General features: G+C 76.5%; 14 protein-coding genes. 4 read left to right on the plus strand and 10 right to left on the minus strand.

The annotated features are described in order from the left end of the window. Positions 1–126 precede the first annotated feature (126 nt). The 3 genes from AB0O82_RS06540 to AB0O82_RS06550 all read left to right on the plus strand — a co-directional run bounded on the left by AB0O82_RS06540 (position 127) and on the right by AB0O82_RS06550 (position 3,368). A complete protein-coding gene (locus tag AB0O82_RS06540; RefSeq protein WP_079135554.1) occupies positions 127–1,437 on the plus strand; it encodes a glycosyltransferase family 4 protein in 1,311 nt (436 codons plus the stop codon). A 123-nt stretch (positions 1,438–1,560) separates the two neighbouring features. Further along, the gene (locus AB0O82_RS06545) at positions 1,561–2,310 is read left to right on the plus strand and encodes a methyltransferase domain-containing protein (RefSeq protein ID WP_363372252.1); all 750 of its coding nucleotides are present in this window, start codon (positions 1,561–1,563) and stop codon (positions 2,308–2,310) included. Further along, complete coding sequence (locus AB0O82_RS06550; protein WP_350885009.1) at positions 2,307–3,368, plus strand: prenyltransferase; 1,062 nt, start codon at positions 2,307–2,309, stop codon at positions 3,366–3,368. The genes AB0O82_RS06545 and AB0O82_RS06550 overlap by 4 nt, the downstream gene beginning before the upstream one ends. A 130-nt stretch (positions 3,369–3,498) precedes the next feature. Here AB0O82_RS06550 and AB0O82_RS06555 read toward each other — a convergent pair whose 3' ends face one another. The 4 genes from AB0O82_RS06555 to AB0O82_RS06570 all read right to left on the minus strand — a co-directional run bounded on the left by AB0O82_RS06555 (position 3,499) and on the right by AB0O82_RS06570 (position 7,641). Next, positions 3,499–4,410, minus strand: coding sequence for a hypothetical protein (locus AB0O82_RS06555; protein WP_363580813.1), 912 nt, complete (start codon positions 4,408–4,410; stop codon positions 3,499–3,501). 195 nt (positions 4,411–4,605) lie between these two features. Further along, the gene (locus AB0O82_RS06560) at positions 4,606–5,592 is read right to left on the minus strand and encodes an N-acetylmuramoyl-L-alanine amidase (RefSeq protein ID WP_363580815.1); all 987 of its coding nucleotides are present in this window, start codon (positions 5,590–5,592) and stop codon (positions 4,606–4,608) included. 7 nt (positions 5,593–5,599) lie between these two features. Further along, positions 5,600–6,799, minus strand: coding sequence for a hypothetical protein (locus tag AB0O82_RS06565; protein ID WP_363580817.1), 1,200 nt, complete (start codon positions 6,797–6,799; stop codon positions 5,600–5,602). A gap of 185 nt (positions 6,800–6,984) precedes the next feature. After that, complete coding sequence (locus AB0O82_RS06570) at positions 6,985–7,641, minus strand: class I SAM-dependent methyltransferase (RefSeq protein ID WP_363580819.1); 657 nt, start codon at positions 7,639–7,641, stop codon at positions 6,985–6,987. 177 nt (positions 7,642–7,818) lie between these two features. Between AB0O82_RS06570 and AB0O82_RS06575 the strand changes: the two genes are divergently transcribed. Next, entirely contained in the window at positions 7,819–8,910 is a 1,092-nt protein-coding gene (locus AB0O82_RS06575; RefSeq protein ID WP_363580821.1) for an alcohol dehydrogenase catalytic domain-containing protein, read from the plus strand. Positions 8,911–8,988: 78 nt separating this feature from the next. Here AB0O82_RS06575 and AB0O82_RS06580 read toward each other — a convergent pair whose 3' ends face one another. From AB0O82_RS06580 to AB0O82_RS06605, 6 genes are all read right to left on the minus strand, one after another. Next, complete coding sequence (locus AB0O82_RS06580) at positions 8,989–9,162, minus strand: hypothetical protein (RefSeq protein WP_363580823.1); 174 nt, start codon at positions 9,160–9,162, stop codon at positions 8,989–8,991. A gap of 167 nt (positions 9,163–9,329) precedes the next feature. Beyond that, on the minus strand, positions 9,330–11,036 hold the full coding sequence (locus tag AB0O82_RS06585; protein ID WP_363580825.1) for an ABC transporter ATP-binding protein: 1,707 nt from the start codon (positions 11,034–11,036) through the stop codon (positions 9,330–9,332). A 209-nt stretch (positions 11,037–11,245) separates the two neighbouring features. Continuing rightward, positions 11,246–12,901, minus strand: a complete 1,656-nt coding sequence (locus AB0O82_RS06590) for an ABC transporter ATP-binding protein (RefSeq protein WP_363580827.1) — start codon at positions 12,899–12,901, stop codon at positions 11,246–11,248. A gap of 115 nt (positions 12,902–13,016) precedes the next feature. Then, complete coding sequence (locus tag AB0O82_RS06595; protein ID WP_159398410.1) at positions 13,017–13,160, minus strand: VenA family class IV lanthipeptide; 144 nt, start codon at positions 13,158–13,160, stop codon at positions 13,017–13,019. Positions 13,161–13,416: 256 nt separating this feature from the next. Next, the gene (locus tag AB0O82_RS06600; RefSeq protein WP_363580829.1) at positions 13,417–15,414 is read right to left on the minus strand and encodes an alpha/beta fold hydrolase; all 1,998 of its coding nucleotides are present in this window, start codon (positions 15,412–15,414) and stop codon (positions 13,417–13,419) included. Continuing rightward, positions 15,411–18,626 carry a lanthionine synthetase LanC family protein gene (locus tag AB0O82_RS06605; protein ID WP_363580831.1) on the minus strand — a complete coding sequence of 1,072 codons (3,216 nt, stop codon included), beginning with the start codon at positions 18,624–18,626 and terminating at the stop codon, positions 15,411–15,413. The genes AB0O82_RS06600 and AB0O82_RS06605 overlap by 4 nt, the downstream gene beginning before the upstream one ends. Positions 18,627–18,834: the final 208 nt, after the last annotated feature.

Consider the following 18,834-nt stretch of genomic DNA (forward strand, 5'->3'; position numbering starts at 1 on the left):
CACATGGTCGATGACGAGTTCCACAGCCACTGAAACCTGATCTACTTTAGCGACCGGCGGCAGCGCCGTCGCCAACGCAGAGACAGCAGCAGCACAGGAATAGCAGCTAGAGATGAGGGCCCGAGGATGACCGCGCAGCCGCTGCGGATTGCCCTGCTGTCGTACCGCGGGGACCCCTTCTGCGGCGGTCAGGGCGTGTACGTGCGCCACCTCTCCCGTGAGCTGGCCAGGCTCGGCCACCACGTGGACGTGATCGGTGCCCAGCCGTACCCGGTGCTGGACGAGGTCGACGGCCCCGGTTCGGTGCGCCTGGTCGAGCTGCCCAGCCTGGACCTCTACCGCGCCGAGGACCCGTTCCGCACGCCCGCCCGCGGCGAGTTCCGCAGCCCGGTGGACGTGCTGGAGTTCGCCACCATGCGCACCGGCGGCTTCCCCGAGCCGTTGACCTTCTCGCTGCGCGCCCGCCAGTACCTGGCCCGGCACAAGGGCCGCTACGACGTGGTGCACGACAACCAGACGCTCGGCTACGGCCTGCTCGGCCTGGCCCGGCACGGTTTCCCGCTGGTCACCACGATCCATCACCCGATCACCGTGGACCGGCAGTTGGAGCTGGACGCGGCCACCACCCGGGTCAAGCGGCTGTCGCTGCGCCGCTGGTACGCCTTCACCCGGATGCAGCGCCGGGTCGCCGCCCGGCTGGACCACGTGATCACCGTCTCCGGCACCTCGCAGCGCGAGATCGCCGAGCACCTGGGCGCCGCGCCGGGCGCGATCTCGGTGGTGCCGATCGGCGCCGACACCCGGCTCTGGTCGCCCTCCGAGGAGATCGCCCGCGTCCCCGGACGGATCGTCACCACCTCCAGCGCGGATGTCCCGCTCAAGGGCCTGGTGTTCCTGGTGGAGGCGCTGGCGAAGGTGCGCACCGAGCGCCCCGCGCACCTGGTGGTGGTCGGCAAGCCGCAGAAGGAGGACGGCCCGGTGGCGGAGGCGGTGCGCCGCTTCGGGCTGGCGGACCACATCGAGTTCCGCAGCGGTCTGACCGACCAGGAGCTGGTCGACCTCTACCGCTCGGCCGAGGTGGCCTGCGTGCCGTCGCTGTACGAGGGCTTCTCGCTGCCCGCCGCCGAGGCGATGGCCACCGGCACCCCGCTGGTCGCCACCACCGGCGGCGCGATCCCCGAGGTGGCCGGGCCGGACGGGGAGACCTGCCTGGCCGTGCCGCCGGGGGAGCCGGACCGGCTGGCGGCGGCGCTCGGCCGGCTGCTGGACGACCCGCGGCTGCGCGCCCGGCTCGGCGCGGCCGGCCGGGAGCGGGTGCTGGCCCGGTTCACCTGGGCGCGGGCCGCCGAGCTGACCGCCGACGCCTACCGGGCGGCGATCGCCACCGGCGCCGGCGCCCGGGCCCGCTCCGGGCCGGGCTGGCGGTACGTGCCCTGAGTCGCTCCGGCCGCCCTGCGCGGCGCCCGCCCGGCGGCCCCGGCCGCCCGGTGCGGAGCGGTAGCGGATCGAACTGACGCGGCGTCAAGTCCGCTTGGTAGCAAAAGGAATGGGAGCCCTGCAGTGCTGACCGTCGATTTCTCGCGCTTCCCGCTCGCCCCCGGCGACCGGGTGCTCGACCTGGGCTGCGGCGGGGGCCGGCACGCGTTCGAGTGCTACCGCCGCGGCGCCAACGTGATCGCCCTCGACCAGAACGCCGAGGAGATCGCCGAGGTCCAGAAGTGGTTCGCCGCGATGGAGCAGGCCGGTGAGGCCCCGGAGGGTGCGTCGGCGGTCGCGATGGAGGGCAACGCGCTGGCGCTGCCGTTCGAGGACGACTACTTCGACAAGATCATCATCTCCGAGGTGATGGAGCACATACCGGACGACAAGGGCGTGCTCAACGAGATGTTCCGGGTGCTCAAGCCGGGCGGGCTGCTCGCCGTCACCGTGCCGCGCTGGCTGCCCGAGAAGATCTGCTGGACGCTGTCCGACGAGTACCACGAGGTCGAGGGCGGCCACATCCGGATCTACCGGGGCGACGAACTGCTCGGCAAGCTCAAGGACGCCGGCCTGGAGCCCTACGGCACCCACCACGCGCACGCGCTGCACTCGCCGTACTGGTGGATCAAGTGCGCGGTCGGCGTGAACAACGACAAGGCGCTGCCGGTCAAGGCCTACCACCAGCTGCTGGTCTGGGACATCGTCGGCACCCCGGTGATCAGCACCCTCACCAAGGCCGCCGAACGGGCGCTCAACCCGGTCATCGGCAAGAGCTTCGTCGCCTACGCGTCCAAGCCGCGGCGGACCGAGCCCGGGCGCGTGGACGCATGACCGCCGCCGTCCCCGAGGCACTGCTGCTCGACGGGGTGCTCGACGCCGAGCAGGCCGCCGGCACCGTCCGCAGCATCCTGGCCGAACAGCTTCCCGACGGCGCCATACCCTGGTTCGCTGGCCACCACCTCGACCCGTGGGACCACACCGAGGCCGCCATGGCCCTCGACACCGCCGGCGAGCACGCCGCCGCCGAGGCCGCCTACCGCTGGCTCGCCGCCACCCAGAACCCGGACGGCTCCTGGTACGCCGCCTACACCGACGGCGCCGTCACCGACCGGGCCAAGGAGACCAACTTCTGCGCCTACGTGGCCGTCGGCGTCTGGCACCACCACCTCAGCGCCGGCGACGACGCCTTCCTGGAGTGGATCTGGCCCGTCGTCCGGCGCGCCCTGGACTTCATCGTCGGCCAGCGGCTGCCCGGCGGCCCGATCGCCTGGCGCCTCGACGAGGACGGCACCGCCACCGACGAGGCGCTGCTCACCGGCTCGTCCAGCATGCTGCACGCGCTGCGCTGCGGGCTGGCCATCGCCGAGTACCTGGAGGAGCCGCAGCCCGACTGGGAGCTCGCCGCCGGCCGGCTGGGGCACGCCATCACCCACCACCCCGAGCGGTTCCTCGACAAGGGCCGCTACTCGATGGACTGGTACTACCCGGTGCTCGGCACCGGACTGCGCGGCGACGCGGCGCTGGAACGGATCGACCGGGACTGGGACCGCTTCGTCGTCCCCGGCCTCGGCGTGCGCTGCGTCAGCGACCGCCCGTGGGTGACCGGCGGCGAGAGCGCCGAACTCGCCCTCGCGCTCTGGGCGATCGGCCGCTCCGACCGCGCCGTGGAGATCCTGCGCTGGATCCAGAAGCACCTGCGGCACGAGGACGGCTCCTACTGGACCGGGTACGTCTTCGAGGACGACGCCGTCTGGCCGGAGGAGCGCACCACCTGGACGGCCGGCGCGCTGCTGCTCGCGGTCGCCGCGCTCGGCGGCGACCCGGCGACGGTCGCGGTCTTCGGCGGGGAGCAGTTGCCCGCCGGGCTGGTGGTCCAGGACTGCTGCTGAGGCCCGTAGCCGTGGCCGATGCCGGTGCGAACGGCTGAGGCCCGCACGACGGTTGAGGCTCGTACGGGCAACGCGAAGGGGTGGGACCGGAGAGATCCGGTCCCACCCCTTCGTCGTACCGGCGGGGGCGTCAGCCGCGCTGGATGCCCGAGGTGTCGGCCAGCAGGCCGACGGTGCCGTCCTGAAGCTGGGCGACCAGCGCGCTGCCGCGCTGCTCGACCGCCAGGTACCAGGTGCCGGGCACCAGCTCGCCGACGGGGGCGCCCGCCGGGTTGTCCTTCGACGCCAGCGAGCGCGGGGCCGGGACGGCGAACCAGAACGGTGCGAAGTCGGCCGCCGGGGCGGCCGGGGTCGGCTGCGGCTGCGCGGCCGGGACCGGCTGCGGGGCGGCGGCCGCGTCCTGCGGCTGGCCGGCCTGCACCGGCTGCGGCTGGCCGGCCGCCGGGTAGCCGTAGCCACCGGGCTGGGCGCCGTACGCCGGGGCCTGGTTCGGGTCCTGGCCCGGGGCCGGGTAGCCGTACTGGCCGGGCTGCACCGGCTGGCCCGGGGCCGGGTAGCCGCCCTGGTAGGGGACGGCCGCCGGACGGTCGGCGACCAGCGGGGCCTTCAGCGCGGGCACCAGCGGCGCGGCCGCGGCCGCACCGGCCAGCACGATCAGCGCGATGAGGCCGAGCCAGGCGCCGAAGCCGTGCCCGAAGCTGCCGCCGGACGGGCCGCCGCCCAGCGACCACAGCGCCGTCCACAGCGCGACGACGGCGAAGGCGATGCCCCACTGGTCCAGCCGCAGGCCGAGCACCTGGCGCCCGGCCGCGGCCTCGCCCTGGAAGCGGTGCAGCAGGATCAGCACCGCGGCGGCGATGCCGAGCAGGTAGATCGACGGCAGGATGGGGAACAGCTGGGTGCTCCACGCGTTCTGCGATGTGTCGCCGCAGTACCGGCCGGTGCAGTCCACCGTCCAGTAGGGCAGGAAGGAGGCGATGAAGAGCAGGACGGCCGCGCCGGCGACGGCGGCGTCTCCCCTGGTGAGAGCGCGCAGATTCACTAACGTTCCCCTCGTTGACGTGTCGTGGACGGCGGTTCGTGCGGTCGGGCTGACCGGCCGAAACTCCCGAACGGACCAGAAGCCTAGGCCCAACCGCACCGCCGGTGCACGGCGGGACCGGGAATGGGGCGAAGTCGTTGCCAAAGGCGCGACCCGGGCGGCGCGCACGCCGTCGGCCGCCCCGGCCCAACTTCCTTACCGGGTGGTCAGATACGCCGTCAGCGCGTCGGCGATCCCCTGGGCCGCCCGCTGCCGCCACTGAGGATCCGTCATCCGTTTGGCGTCCACCGGGTTGCGCATGTTACCGCACTCGATGAACACCTTCGGCACCGTGGACAGGTTCAGGCCCCCCAGGTCGGAGCGGGTGTCCAGGCCGTCGCTCGCGGTGTAGTCCGCGTACGGCTCGCCCGTCGCGGCGCGGAAGCGCTCGCGCAGCAGCAGGCCGAGCCGGCGCGACGGCTCGACGATCGCCGAGTTGTCCGCCTTCCCGGCCGCCACCTTCGCCGGGAGGATCACGTGGAACCCGCTGCCGCCCGCCGGACCGCCGTCCCCGTGCACCGACAGGGCCACGTCGGCGTGCGCGTCGGCGCCGGCCCGGGCGCGCTCGTCGATGCAGGGGCCCCACGGACGGTCGCCGTCCTGCGCCAGCACCACCGTCGCGCCGCGGGCGGCCAGGATGGCGCGGGCCCGGTGGGAGACGTCCAGGGTGTACTCGGCCTCGGTGTAGCCGGAGTTGGTCTCGGTGCCGGTGGTGTCGCACTGCTTGCGGGAGTTGCCGATGTCGACCAGGCGGTTGATCTCGGCGGTGTGCGCGGAGTTGCCGGGGTTGTGGCCGGGGTCGAGCAGGATGGTGCGGCCGGTGAGCGCGGTGGGGGAGACCGGGGCGTCCGACGGGGCGGGTGTGTTCGACGGGGCGGGCGTCGTCGGGGTGGTCGGGGGCACCGGGGTCGTCGGCGTCTGGGCCGGGGTTCCCGGTGTGGCGGTTCCCGGGGTGGTGGTGCCCGGTGTGGCGGTTCCGGCCGGGGAGGTGGCCGGCGCGGCGGTGCCGCCCACCGCCGCGGAGTGGCCGAGGGACTGCCAGCCCAGCCAGCCCGCCAGGCAGAGCGGAACGGCCGCGCCCACCGCCGTGGTGGCGCGCAGCAGGGTGGAACGGCGGGGCGGTCGGGAGTTCGGGCCGGTCACGGGTGGATCAGATCCTGTCCTGGGTGCGCGGGGTGAGGCCGTACGTGTCGGCGATCGGCTTCCACTTGCCCGCGAAGTCCTTCTTCGCCTGGGTGGCCTGCGGGTTGAGCTCGTCGGCCCGCTTCTTGTCGGCGGTGTTCGGGGCCGAGCCCGAGCAGCCCTGGCCGGCGACCGCCCGCGCCCAGCTCGCGTACGCCCGGTCGATGTCGGCCGACAGCTGCCAGGCGGACTTCAGCGACGCCATCGCGTCCGCGCCGCCCGGCACGTCGGAGGCGCTCAGCTTGGCGAGCTTGCGCAGCAGTTCGTCGCGCTGCTTGGCGCCGTTGTCGAACACCTGCGCCGCGCTCTCGATGTCGGCCTTCGCCGGGCAGCTGCTCACCTTGGCGACCGCGCTGCCGATCGGGGCCTTCGCGCTCTCGCCCTCGGTGAGCAGGCCGTCCAGGGCCTGTGCCTGCGTCTTGGCGTTGGCGCCGGCACCGCTCGCGGTCGGGGACGGCGCCGCGGCGGACGAGGCCGGGTCGGTGGCGCCGTTCGGCGCGGCGTCCGTACCGGTGGGCGCCGGGCCCGTCGGCGGGTTCCCGGTGGACGTCGCGGAGGCGGACGGCGGGGCGGGCGAGGCCTGGTCCTTCTTGTCGCCGCTGTTCTGGGCGGCCACCAGCAGGCCGCCGCCGACCGCCACCACCAGGAGCAGCGCGAAGCCGATCAGCAGCGGTGCCTTCCGGTTGTTCGGGCGGTCCCCGTCGTCCGGGTCCTCGTAGTCGGCGGGGTAACCGGAGGGGTAGTCGGCGGGGTAGTCGGGCTGTCCCTGGTACGGGACGTACGGGGGCTGCTGCGGGCCGGCGGGCGGCTGCGGCGGGTACACGTAGCCGGGGCCGGGGGCCTCGCCGGACACGTAGCCGGGCCCCGGGGTCTGCGCGGACGCGTGGGAGGGGAACGGCGCCGGCGGCGGCACGGACGGCGGCTTCGGGGCGGCCAGGTACGGGCGGGCACCCAGCGGCGGGCCCTGGTCCCCGACGGCGCCGGTGGCGGGCGGCAGCGCGGCCCCGTCCTGCGGTGCGGCCCCGGGGCGCGGTGCGGCGGGCTGGGCGGGGGCGGGCTGCGCCGGGGTGGGCTCGGCGGGTCGCTGCGGGCCGCGCACCCAGCCGCCCGCGCCGCCGCGCGCGGTGGGGTCCCAGACTGCCGGAGCGGTGTTGTGCTGGTCCGTCATGTGCCGCTAGCCCCCACCGTCCGCCGATGCTCTGCCTGGTGCTGCGCGGACACCGTACCGTTCGAACCTCCGCCCGACAGCTCCGGCACGACGTTAGAGCATCCGTGCAGGACTGTGGGGCCGCTCGGCGGATCGGGCGGCGGATCGGCTGGCGGATCGGGCGGTGGGCGGCGGGTGGTGAGCGGCTAGCTCGCGGCGGTCCGGCGCAGGACGCGCAGCGAGCCCGTCACCGAGACCTCCTCGAAGCCCTCGGCCAGCGCCCGCAGGTACACCCGGTACGGGGCCTGGCCGCCGTCCGCCGGGTCCGGGAACACGTCGTGCACCACCAGCAGCCCGTCCGGCGCCAGGTGCGGGGCCCAGCCCTCGTAGTCGCCGGTCGCGTGCTCGTCGGTGTGCCCGCCGTCGATGAACACCAGGGCCAGCGGCCGGCCCCACAGCGCCGCGATCCGCGGCGAGCGGCCCACCAGCGCCACCACGTGCTCCTCCAGCCCGGCGGCGTGCAGCGTCCGGCGGAACCGCGGCAGGGTGTCCATCAGCCCCACCTCCGGGTCCACCAGCGTCGGGTCGTGGTACTCCCAGCCGGGCTGCTGCTCCTCCGAGCCGCGGTGGTGGTCCACCGTCAGCGCGGTCGTCCCGGTCTCCCGGGCGGCAGCCGCCAGCAGGACCGCCGAGCGACCGCAGTAGGTGCCGATCTCCAGCACCGGCAGCCCGGTGCGCCGCGCCGCCGTCACCGCCGCCGCGTACAGCGCCAGCCCCTCGTCCACCGGCATGAATCCGGTGGCCGCCTCGAACGCCGCCAGCACCTCGGCCGCCGGGCGGACACTCTCCAGCAGGTCGGACATGACGGTGCTCCTCGGGCTCGGGACGTGCGCGAACGCGTTCGCCCCGGACCCTACTCGACGGTAGAGGGGCGGACCACAGCGGCCCTGGAACGTGTTCTAGTCGGGTCGGGTCGCCCGTGTCAGAATCGGGCCCGACCGTGGAGAACCGAGCACACGAGGCACACCGGGAGCAGCCCCATGCGCGCAGCCGTCCTGCACAAGACCGGCCAGGAGACCCTTGACGTCCGGGAGGACGTGACGGCCGTCGGCTTCGGGCCGGGCGCCGTACGGGTCCGGATGCGCGCTGCCAGCCTCTGCCACTCCGACCTCTCGGCGATGAGCGGCGTCCTGCCGCAGCCCGCGCCGTTCGTCCCCGGGCACGAGGGTGCCGGGGAGGTCGTGGAGGTCGGTGAGGGCGTGGCCGGCCTCGCCCCCGGCGACCGCGTGGTGCTCTGCTGGATGGCGCCCTGCGGCCGCTGCGCGCACTGCGAGCGGGGCCGCGGCCACCTGTGCATCGCCAGCCTGCGGCGGCTCGGCGCGCCCGGCTTCCGCTTCGAGGACGGCGGCGCGGCGGTCGAGGCCTCCGGGTTCTACGGCACCGGGGCGTTCGCCGAGGAGGTCGTGGTCGCTGCGGACGCCGTCATCAAGGTGCCCGCCGACCTGCCGTACGAGGCCGCCGCGCTGATCGGCTGCGGGGTGACCACGGGCGTCGGCGCCGCCGTCAACACCGCCCGGGTCGAACCCGGCGCCTCCGTCGCGGTGATCGGCGCGGGCGGGGTCGGGGTCGCCACCGTGCAGGGTGCCCGGGTCTGCGGCGCCGCCCGGATCACCGTCGTCGACCCGGTCGTCTCGCGCCGCGAGCGGGCACTGGCGTTCGGCGCGACCGAGGCGATCGCCCCCGAGGACCTCAGGGCGACGGCGAAGGGCCTGCCCGGCGGCGGCTTCGACTACGTCTTCGAGGCCGTCGGCCGGTCCGCCACCGTCCGGGCCGGCTACGACGCGGCCCGGCGCGGCGGCGCGGTCGTGGTGATCGGCGCCGGCGCGCAGGACGACCTCGCGCAGTTCACCATGGGCGAGCTGTTCTTCAACGAGAAGCGCCTGCTGCCCTCGCTCTACGGCGGGGCGCCGGTGGCCCGCACCATCGCCCTGGTCGTCGACCTGTGGCGGGCCGGGCGGATCGACCTCGACGGCATGATCAGCCACCGCGTCGACCTGTCGGACGTCAACGAGGCGATCGCCCAGATGCGCAGCGGCGAGGCGCTGCGCACGGTCGTGACGCTGGGGCGCTGAGCCGCGGGCCCTGCCCGAACGCGACGAGGGCCCGCCGGGGGGTGCTCCCCCTGACGGGCCCTTCCGGTGCGGGTGTGCTCAGCCCCGGTCCGCCGCGGCGCGGTGCCGGCCGTGCGGGTCGGCCTCGGGCTTGTCGTCGGCGGCGGAACGGCCCCGGTGCCGGCCGTGCGACGAGGTGTACCCGGCGGTGCTCTCGTCGGCGTCGGTCCCGTTGGCCGCGGGTCCGGTGGAGGCGGTGAGGGTGTCGGACATCAGAAATCGTCTTTTCCGTGCGGAGGGTGCAGGTCATCGGCGCCCGGCCGGCGCTTGGCGGCGCGCGGTCGGGTCCCCGATCGGGCGCTCGGTACGCGCCACAGCCGGTGATCGCGGCCCGTGCCCCGGCCACCATAACGGCCGGAACGGACGAGATCCTATCGAGATCATGACGCGCGACCCGCCGTCGAACCCAGCCAGTGACCGACCAACTCGCGGTACAGCGGGGACAGCACCTGAAGATCGCCGTGCCGGGCGAGCACCCCCCGCCCGCCGTCCAGCAGCAGCACCCGGTCCGCGCGCAGGGCCGAACTGATCCGGTGCGCGACCACGACGAGAGTCCCTGGCCGGGCGGCGAACGCCCGCTCGACCCGCTCCTCCGCACGCGGGTCCAGATGGCAGGTCGCCTCGTCCAGCACCACGACCGGCGCCGGCGACAGATACGTCCGCACCAGCGCGAGCAACTGCCGCTCCCCGCCCGACAGCACGCCCGGATCGCGCAGGACGGCCTCCGGGCCGCCCAGCCGCGCGACCACCTGATCGGCCCCCAGTACGCGGACGGCACGGGCGAGTTGCTCCTCCGTGGCCTCCGGGGAGAGCCAGGTCAGATTGGACCGCACCGGCCCCGGGAACACGTACGCCTCCTGCGGCACCAACGCCACCAGTCGCGCCCGCGCGGCCCCCGCCAGCCCGTCCGGCCGCACCCCGCCCACCGACACGGCCCCGCCCGTCGGCGTCAGCACCCCGGCCAGCAGGGCCGCCAGCGTCGACTTCCCCGCCCCGCTCACCCCCACCACGGCCACGTGCTCCCCGGGCGCGAACCCGAACTCCAGCCCCTCCAGCACCGGCGCCCCGGCCCCGCCGTGCCCGTACCTCAACCCGCTGACCCGTACCTCCGGCTCCTGCCCCGCGGCTCTCCCCGGCAGCGCGCTGGGGGCGGTGTCCGCCGGCGGGTCGATCGTGGTGGCCGCCAGGCGGTCCAGGACGACGGCGAGGTTGAGCAGCCAGCCGCCGACCGTACCCGCCAACGTCCGCACCGCCGGGTCGAGTTGCTGCAGCAGATAGGTCGCGACGCCGAGCAGTTCGCCGGGGGTCAGGGCCTCGCGGGCGAGCAGCCACGGCGCGGCGGCGAGGACGGCCAGGGCGGGCAGCCGGCCGCCGAGGGCCACGACCAGCGCGCGCAGGGCCGAGGCCCGGCCCAGGGCGCGGGAGGCAGCGGCGCTCGCCCGGGCGGCCCCGGTCAGTGCCTCGGCGACCTGCTCCCGGGTGCCCGTGGCCTGCACGTCGCGCAACCCGTGCAGCGCCCGCCCCGCCTCGGCGGCCAGCCGCTCCTCGGCGAGCACGACCGCGTGCCGCCGCGCCACCAGCGGGCGCAGCAGACGGGCGAAGAGGAACCCGGCGGCGAGCAGCGGCAGCAGGACCAGCGGCAGGACGACGGGCGCCAGCAGCGCCAGACCGGCCAGGGCGGCGACCAGGGTGACCCCGACGCCGCGCAGGGTGCGCAGCAGGGTGGCGGTCAACTGCCTTGCGGACTCGACCTGTTCGGTGAGCCGGGCGACCTCGGCCGGATCCGCCGACGGCCGGGCGAGCGCGCTGTGGACCACCCGCTCGACCAGGGCGTCCCGCAGCGGCTCCACCACCCCCGCCAGGTGCGGGAACCCGGCCCGCGCCGCGTACGCCCGGACGGCCATCGAGGCGCCGAACCCGGCCAGCCAGGCCACCCCGGCCCCCGGCCGCCCGGCCAGGAACCCCTGGTCGACGGCGGCCGAGACGAGCAGCCCGGACAGCAGCGGCGGCAGCGCCTCCACCCCGGACCACCCGAGCAGCCGGAGCAGCGGCCCGCGCGTGACGGCCAGTTGCCGGAACAGCAGCACCCACCCGGGGGAGGCGGACGCCGGAAGTCGACGACGCCGACTTCCGGTGCCGGGCGGTCGGCCCGCGCCGGGCCGGTGCGGGGCTCCGGCTGTTGCGGGCCGTCGGCGATGCCGACTCCTCGTGCCGGGCGCCGGGGCGGGCGGTTGCGTGGGAAGTCGAGAGGGCCGACTTCCTGCGCCGCCGTCGGGCGGGGTGCGGTGGCGGGCCATCAGACGGCGGCCGTCTGGAGGGCGGTGTCCGACAGGGCGGCGCGGTAGTCGGGGTAGGCGAGGAGGGTGGCGTGCGGGGCGAGGGCGCGCAGGCGGCCGGCGTCGAGCCAGGCGACGAGGTCGGCGCGGGCGGCGACGCCGGCGCGGTGGGCGACCACCAGCCGGGTGCGACCGAGGGTGGCGCGGTCGAGGGCCTCGGTGACCAGGTGCTCGGTGGCGAGGTCCAGGCCCGAGGTGGCGTCGTCGAGGACGACGACCCGGGCGGGCTGGGCCAGGAGCCGGGCCAGGCCGAGGCGTTGCAGTTCGCCGCCGGAGAGCCGGAGTTCGTCGAGCGGGGTGTCCCAGCCCCGGGGCAGCCGCTGGAGGAAGCCGTCCGCGCGGGCGGCCGCCGCCTCGGCGGGGCCGGCGCCGGCCAGCGCGTCGCGGACCGTACGGCCGATCAGGGCGGGCCGGGCGAAGGCGTAGCCGACCGCGTGCCGCAGTTCGGACGGGGCCAGCGCGTCCACCGGGACGCCGTCGATCAGTACGGCGCCCTCGTCGGGGTCGCGCAGCCGCCCGGGCAGCGCGGCCAGCAGGGACTTGCCGGAGCCGGAGCGTCCCACCAGCGCGACCGTGCGGCCGCCGGGGATCGTCAGGTCGAGCGGGCCGAGCAGCACCCGGTCGCCGTCGCGCACCACCACGCCGCGCAGGACGACCTCCCCGTAGCCGTCGGCGGGGAGGGCCGCCCGGCCGGGTTCGGCCGGGCGGACGGCCAGCAGTTCGTCGGCCCGGGCCTGCCCGGCGCGGGCGTGCGCCACCGCGACCAGCGCCTCGACCTGTTCGAAGAGCCCGGCGCCGAGGGCCGCCCAGCCGGCCGCGGCGGCGAGTGCCCCGGGAGCCAGGGTGCCGCCGGCGAGGAGCGCCCCGGCGGTGGCGAGCACCGCGACCTCGACCACCGCGATCAGCAGGGTGGCCTGCCAGGCGGTGCGCCGCTGCGCCGCCCAGAGCGCGAGCCCGGCGGCGGACAGGTCCGGTAGCGGCGCCAACACCCGTGCCGCCTCACGCTGTTCGGCGCCGGCGGCGTGGATGCTGCGCAGTCCGGTGAGGGCGTCGCTGAGCCGGGCAGCAAGGTCGGCCTGGACCTCCTGGTAGCGGGCGAACACCGGCCCGGCCTCGCGCAGGAAGAGCCGGATCAGCACCACGCCGGGGACGACGCCCGCGAAGAAGGCGAGCGCCAGCCACGGTGACAGCAGCCCGAGCCCGACGATCGCGCCCGCCGAGGTGAGCAGCGCCGTGGCCGCGCCGAGGACGGCGGGCAGCCGGCCGCCCGCGTCGCCGGCCGAGCCCAGCAGGCGGGCGGCGAGGTCGCCGGGCGGTGGTCCGTGGCGGAGCCGGCCGCCGGGTCCGAGGGCGAGCAGGTGGCGGACGAGGCGCCCGCGCAGGGCGGCGGTGGCCTCGGCGGAGCAGGCCGGGGCGGCCACGGCGGCGGTGGCGTCGGCCGCGGCGGCCACGCCCAGGACGAGGGCGAGCCGCACGAAGGCGCCGGACTCGGGCCGGTGGCCGAGGGCGGCGTCGACGGCCGCGGCGAGGGCGGCGGGCAGGGCGAGCGTGGTGGCGGCCCCGACCGGCAGGGCGATGCCGAGTGCGAGGGTCCAGCCGGTGGGGCGGCGGGGCAAGTCGGAGCTCCCGTCGGAACGTCGGGTCGGGGGTCGGGCATGTGCGGGGAAACGGACGGTGCCGTCCCCGCCTGTCCGGACAGGCGGGGACGGCACCCACGGCTCACCGCCTGGATCAGCTGTTGGTGAAGATCAGGCAGGTGAGGATGAGACAGGTGTACTGGCAGCCGGCGCCGTGGCCGGTCAGCTCGACGGACTCGGTCTCCGGCAGGTCCTGCAGCGCCGCGAGGTCGGTCTCGAAGTCCACCATGTTCTCCATGATCGGGTTCCTCCCCTGGAACTATGCCCGCCGCGATCTGCCTGCGGGCATCGGGTGTCGCCCCCGGGCGGCTCGGTCCGCCGCGCCGGGGTGGTGCCCCGGGCCGCGTCGGGCCCGGGAGTCTGTGTGTTGAGGTGTCGACGTCCTGATGAGGTGTCGAGGAGTCGAGGTGTCGATGTCCTGAGGTGTCGAGGAGTCGAGGTGTCGACGTCCTGAGGTGTCGAGGAGTCGACGTACCGAGGTGCCGGGGCTCCGGTCAGCCCGGTCGGCCGGTCCGCAGGAACGCGGCCAGCAGCTCGTGCAGCACGGCCGCGCCCTCCTCGGCGAGCACCTCGTGGCCCGATCCGGCCGCCTCGACGTACCGGAAGTCCGCGCCCTCGACCCGGCCGATCCGCAGCAACTCGTGCCGCAGCGAACGGGACTGGCTCACCGGCACGACCTCGTCCCGGTTGCCGTGCACCACCAGCAGCGGGGCGCTCAGCCGGTGCGCCAGCTGGAGGACGTCGCGCGGGCCGCGGGCGTCCGTGATCGGTTCGTCGCCGGCCAGCCGGGTGGTCAACGCCCGTACGGGGGGTGCCGCTTCGGCCAGCAGCCGGGCACCGGACAGGAACGGTGCGACCACCGCGCAGCGGGACACCTGCTCGGACGGCGCGTGCGCGGCCGCCAGCAGCGCCAGGAACGCGCCGTAGCTGACCCCGAACAGGGCCGGCGGCTCCAGCCCGAGTGCCGCGCGCTGGCCGGCGATGCCGTCCAGCAGGTACAGCACGTCGTCCAGGTCGGGCCCGCCCCAGGCGCCCCGGATGGCCATCGCGTGCGCCACCCCGTAGCCGGTGGAGCCGCGCTGGTTCGGTGCGATCACGGCCAGGCCCTCGGCGGCCATCCGCTGAAGGGCCGGGTCGAACTCCAGCCGCCAGGCGTCCGCCGGGCCACCGTGCAGCGCCAGCACCAGGTGCGGGCTGCTCAGCCAGGTGTCCCCGCCGTACACCACGGCCTCCAACGGCCCGGCCGGACCGGCGAGTTCGAGGCTCTGTGCGGGCTGCCAGCGGCCGCCGTCCCCGGGGGTGGTGCTGCCGTCCACCCGCCAACCCGGCGGCTGGGTGCGGGGGGTGCGCGGACCGCCGGGCTGCCAGGGCAGCACGGTGTCCCGCCACGGGCCGGGCAGGCCGGAGCCCAGCGGCGCCAGTTGCAGCGGCAGCGGCATCGGCATCGGGCCGGACCCGGCCTTCGCCGGGCCGTGCGCCAGCAGCGCGTCCACGTCCAGGGCGGCCAGCGCCGCCGGGTGGTCGGGCGAGGAGTACGGAAGCCGCAGCGCCGCCCCGCCCCAGTGGCCGACCGCGCCGAGTCGGCCGGGCGGCACCGGCAGCTGGTCCAGCCGGCCGGCGGCGGCCCGCCACAGGGCGAGCGCGGAGCCGGCGCCGTGGTCGACCTGCACCGCCACCTGCGGGCCGTCCGCCGTCCGCCGCAGCGCGACCGGCCGCAGGAACATGCCCGCGACGTGCAGGCACTCCGGGAACCGCAGCGGTTCGCCGCCGCCCAGCACACCCCAGCCGAGCCGGTCGGTGCCCGGCGCGTCGCTGCGCACCATCGCGAACCGGCTGTCCGGGTCGAACAGCACCAGCCGGTCGTTGCTGCGCTCGCCGATCTCCAGCAGCGGGGTGGTCGTGCCGCTGCGCAGGTCCAGCACCACGGTGCGGACGAGCCCCGCGTTCACCCGGTCCAGCGCCAGCAGCGCCCCGGCGCTGTCCAGCCAGGCGCCGCCGCCGTGCAACCCCGGGATCTCGGCGACCCGTTCGGGCTCGCTGCCGTCCGTCCGCACCAGCCAGACGGTGGTCGCCGGGCGGGTGTCCGTCCCGAGGGCGAGCGCCACCGGCGTCCGAGGACCGGCGCCGTGGGGCGTCGGGACCGGCAGCAGCCGCAGCCCGGGCATCCGGATCGTGGCCATCTGCTGCTCCACGGCGCCGTTCTCGCCGTACGAGAGGCGGACCAGGTCGTGCCGCTCGCCGTCGTGCCGGCAGACCAGCACCGAGCCGTCCGGCAGCGCGACCAGTTGCGAACGCAGGCTCTCCGACCGGTTGCCGGACAGCGGCAACGCCAGCGGGGTGGCCGGCCCGCCGTCCGAGGGCAGCCGCCAACTCTCCACGTACCAGCCGCCGTCGGCGGCCGAGGCGAGGCAGGCGGCGTGACCGCCGTCGGCGGAGAAGGTGAAGCTCAGTCGGCGCAGCGCCTGCGCGACGGTCCGGGTGGCCACGTTCATGCCCCGCTCACCCCGCTGCCTGTGCCCTGGAGCCGGCGTACGGCGGGCGGAGCCGGATCCACCCAGAGTCGGGGGCCGCCGTGCCGAAGCCGCAGCAGGAAGGCCAGCGCGCCCGCCGCGCCGGTGCCGTAGCCGGCCGCGCAGCCCGTCCCGGTCTCGTCCGGCAGCACCAGCAGGCCGCCCCGCAGCGCCGACCGGGCAGCGATCAGTTGCGCCAACTCCTCGGCGCCGGAACGGAATTCCGGCTCGTCGGCGACCTCGGCAAGGTCGAGCAGGTACTCGCCGTCGCCGGCCAGGCCGTGGCAGGCGCTCACCCCGCCGTGCCAGCGCCCGGCCAGTACGGCCCGCCCGGCGGCCAGCGCCAGCCCGTGCGCGGTGGCGTCGCCGGTGGCCCGCCAGAGGCGCAGCAGGAAGGTGCCCACGCCGGACGAGCCGCTGCACCAGTGCGCCAGCCGGACGCGGTCCGGATCGCCCGCGCTCTGCGGCCACCAGGCGCTCTCGCGCGGCGCGTCCCAGCGGACGGTCGCGGCGAGCGTGTGCCCGGCCTCGACGGCGCCGGCCAGCAGGTCGCGGTCGCCGGTCGCCTCGGCGGCGGCCAGCAGGAAGGCGCCCACACCGGCCACGCCGTGCGCGAAGCCGAGATGGGTGATCCCGGCGAGCGCCGAGTCGAAGTCCGCCGGCACCGGCCACACCCGCCCGTACGGCTCGCGCCGGGCGGCGGCGAGCAGGGCGTGGCCGCAGTGGGCGGCGCGGTCGAGGAAGGCCGGGTCACCGGCGGCTTCGGCGGTGAAGCCTTCGGCAGCAAAGCGGAGTTGGGTGAACCCTGAGCCGGCCGCGCCGTGGCAGACGTCGGGGTTGGGCCACTCGACGGGGATCCGCCGGGCGAGCGCGGCGGCCCGAACGGCCAGCCCCTCGTCGCCCAGCGCCCGGGCGGCGTCCAACAGCGCCCAGGCCGTCCCCGACCGCCCGAAGTGCAGCCCGGGCAGCACCACCGGCTCGGCGGCCAGGCGCCGTTCGATCCACCCGGCGGCCGTCCGGGCCGTCCGCGCGGCCTCCGCGCGCACCCCGCCCGGCAGGCCCTCCGCCGCCACCGCCCGCGCCAGCACCGCCAGCACCCCGGCGGCGCCGTGCTGCACATTGCACGGATCCGTCCGCTCCCCGGCGGGCACGACCGGCCACAACCGGTCCCGCCGCAGCGGCGTGGCCGTGACGGCCAGCTGCCGCAGGCCGTCGCACAGCACCCGGTCGAGGAGGCCGGCCGACGCGCGGCAGGCGGCGTCCGGGGCGGCGCCGTCGGGTCGGACGGTAGCCCGGGGGCCGCCGGTCGTGGCGGTCGCATCGGTCGCGGAACGGTCGTCGTGGGCGTCGCCGGAGTGCTCGGCGGGCGTGGCCCGGTGGGCCGCGGCGCGCCACGGCGGAGCGGTGGCGGCCCGGATGGCACCGGCCCTGGCGGGCGCGGCACTGCTGTCGGCGGCTCGCTGCGGGGGTGCGGTGGCGGCGGCGCCGGTCGGGCCGGCGGCATGCGGGCCGTCGGGGCGCCCGGTGTGCGTGTTCCGCCGGTTCGGTGCCTGCCACAGGGGAGTGACGGCGGCGATGGTGTCGTGGCCGTGCACGGCACCAGGGGTTCCGCCGCCGTCGGCCGGGTCCGGGTGCGTGTCTCCGCTGCGCCGGGCGCCCGCGGTGGCTCCGCCCGCGAGTTCCGCCCTGACCTGGGCGAGGCTCCAGCGCTGCCCCGGCTGTTCGGCCCGGAGGCCGAGGATGGCGGGGGCGAGGCGGCGGGCGGTGGTGCCGGTGCGGGCGGCGAGGGCGAGCCAGCGGCCGAGGCGTTCGGTGACCGGGCGGGCCCGGGGGAGGTCGTCCGGGAGCAGCGGGTCGTGGCCGGTGGCGAGGAGGAAGAGCAGGCCGCCGAGGGCGTACAGGTCGACGGCCGGGTCGGCGACGCAGGTGCCGTCGTGGACGAGGCCGAGCCGGCCGGGCCCCTGTTCGGGGGCGCGGTAGCCGGGGGTGCCTGCGGAGCCGGCGGGGCGGCCGGTTTCGGCGGCGAGTTCGAGGTCGACGAGCCGGAGGCGGCCGTCGGGGCGGACCATCACGTTGCCGGGGGAGAGGTCGCGCAGGACGAGCCCTTGGGCGTGCACCTGCTCGACGAGGTCGAGGAGGGCGTGCGCGACCGGTCCGGCTTCGGCCCAGTCGACGTCGGGGCTGCCGTCGCGCCGCAGCCGGGCGGCGACCCACGCGCCGAGCGGCTGTCCGGCGATTCGTTCCTGCACGAGGAAGACGGAGTCGTCCCGTTCGATCAGTTCGATCGGGTGGGGTGCCAGGCCCTGCCCGTCCAGCCGGGTCAGCAGGGCGGCCTCGTGCCGCAGGGCGTCGCGGGCGTCGGTGCCGGCCCGGTCGATCTCGATGTGCGCGCGGGCCTGCTTGACCACGACCTCGGCGCCGCTCGCGGCCTCCCGGCCGAGGAAGACCCCGCCCTTGGTGCTGTGCCGTACGGCGGCGGTGATCGCGTACCGCTCGGCGAGCAGCACGCCCGCGCCGCGCTTCGCCCCCGGCCGGGCCGCACCGGTCGCCAGCGGGTCCCGGGCCCAGGACGGCGCCCGGTAGGAGGCGCCGCGCACGTCCTCGGCCCGTTCGCCGTCCGGCCCGTGCAGGACGGAGCGGTACTCCCCGTCGTGGCCGAGCTCGGCGCGGGCCGCGAAGGCGCCGTACCGGTAGTGGACCAGGCTGCCGGGCCGGTAGGGGCGGTCGGAGAGCACGACGGGCCCGGGCAGTCCGGCGGTGGCCCGGTCGAGTCCGGCGGCCAGCCGCCGGAACTGGGCGTCGTCGGCCGGGTAGACGGTGATGAACTTGCCCGCTGAACCCCGATCGCTGTTACGGGAGTTGAGTTCGCGCAGCCGCTGCTCCCCGGCGGCGAACTTGAACGGGCACGGGTCGTCGGCGAGGGCCCGTACGACGGCCGCGAGCACCGCTTCGCCGACCGCCGAGGCCGCGCTGACGTGGAGCTTCCAGCCCTGCTCCGGGAGTGGAGCCGACGCGGGCGGCCTGGCCGTGCACCAGAAGCCCCCGGCGGTGACCTCCCAGTCGCCGCCGCCTCCCCGGCCGCCGGCGTCCGCCAGCGCCGCCCGCGTCGTCTCCGGCCACGGTCCGGCCGCATCCGGCCCGTGGCCCGCCGATTCCCCGCCCCCGGCCGTACGCAGCGATGTGCCCGCCGCCATTCGCCACCACATCCCTTCGTCTCGTCCGCCGCCCGCGGGTGCCCACTGCTCCGGCACCCGGGCGTGCGGCCCGGCCTGATCGGCTTCCTCGGAAGGAGCGGGAGTGCCGCCCCTGAACGGGAGTGCCGCCCCGGTGCGGCGCACCGCCCTGGTACGGCGGTGCCGCGCCTGGGGCAGGAGCCCCGGCCGCGCCCGCCCCGGGCCCGGT

This window comes from Kitasatospora sp. NPDC088264, from assembly GCF_040685715.1.
Classification (GTDB): domain Bacteria; phylum Actinomycetota; class Actinomycetes; order Streptomycetales; family Streptomycetaceae; genus Kitasatospora.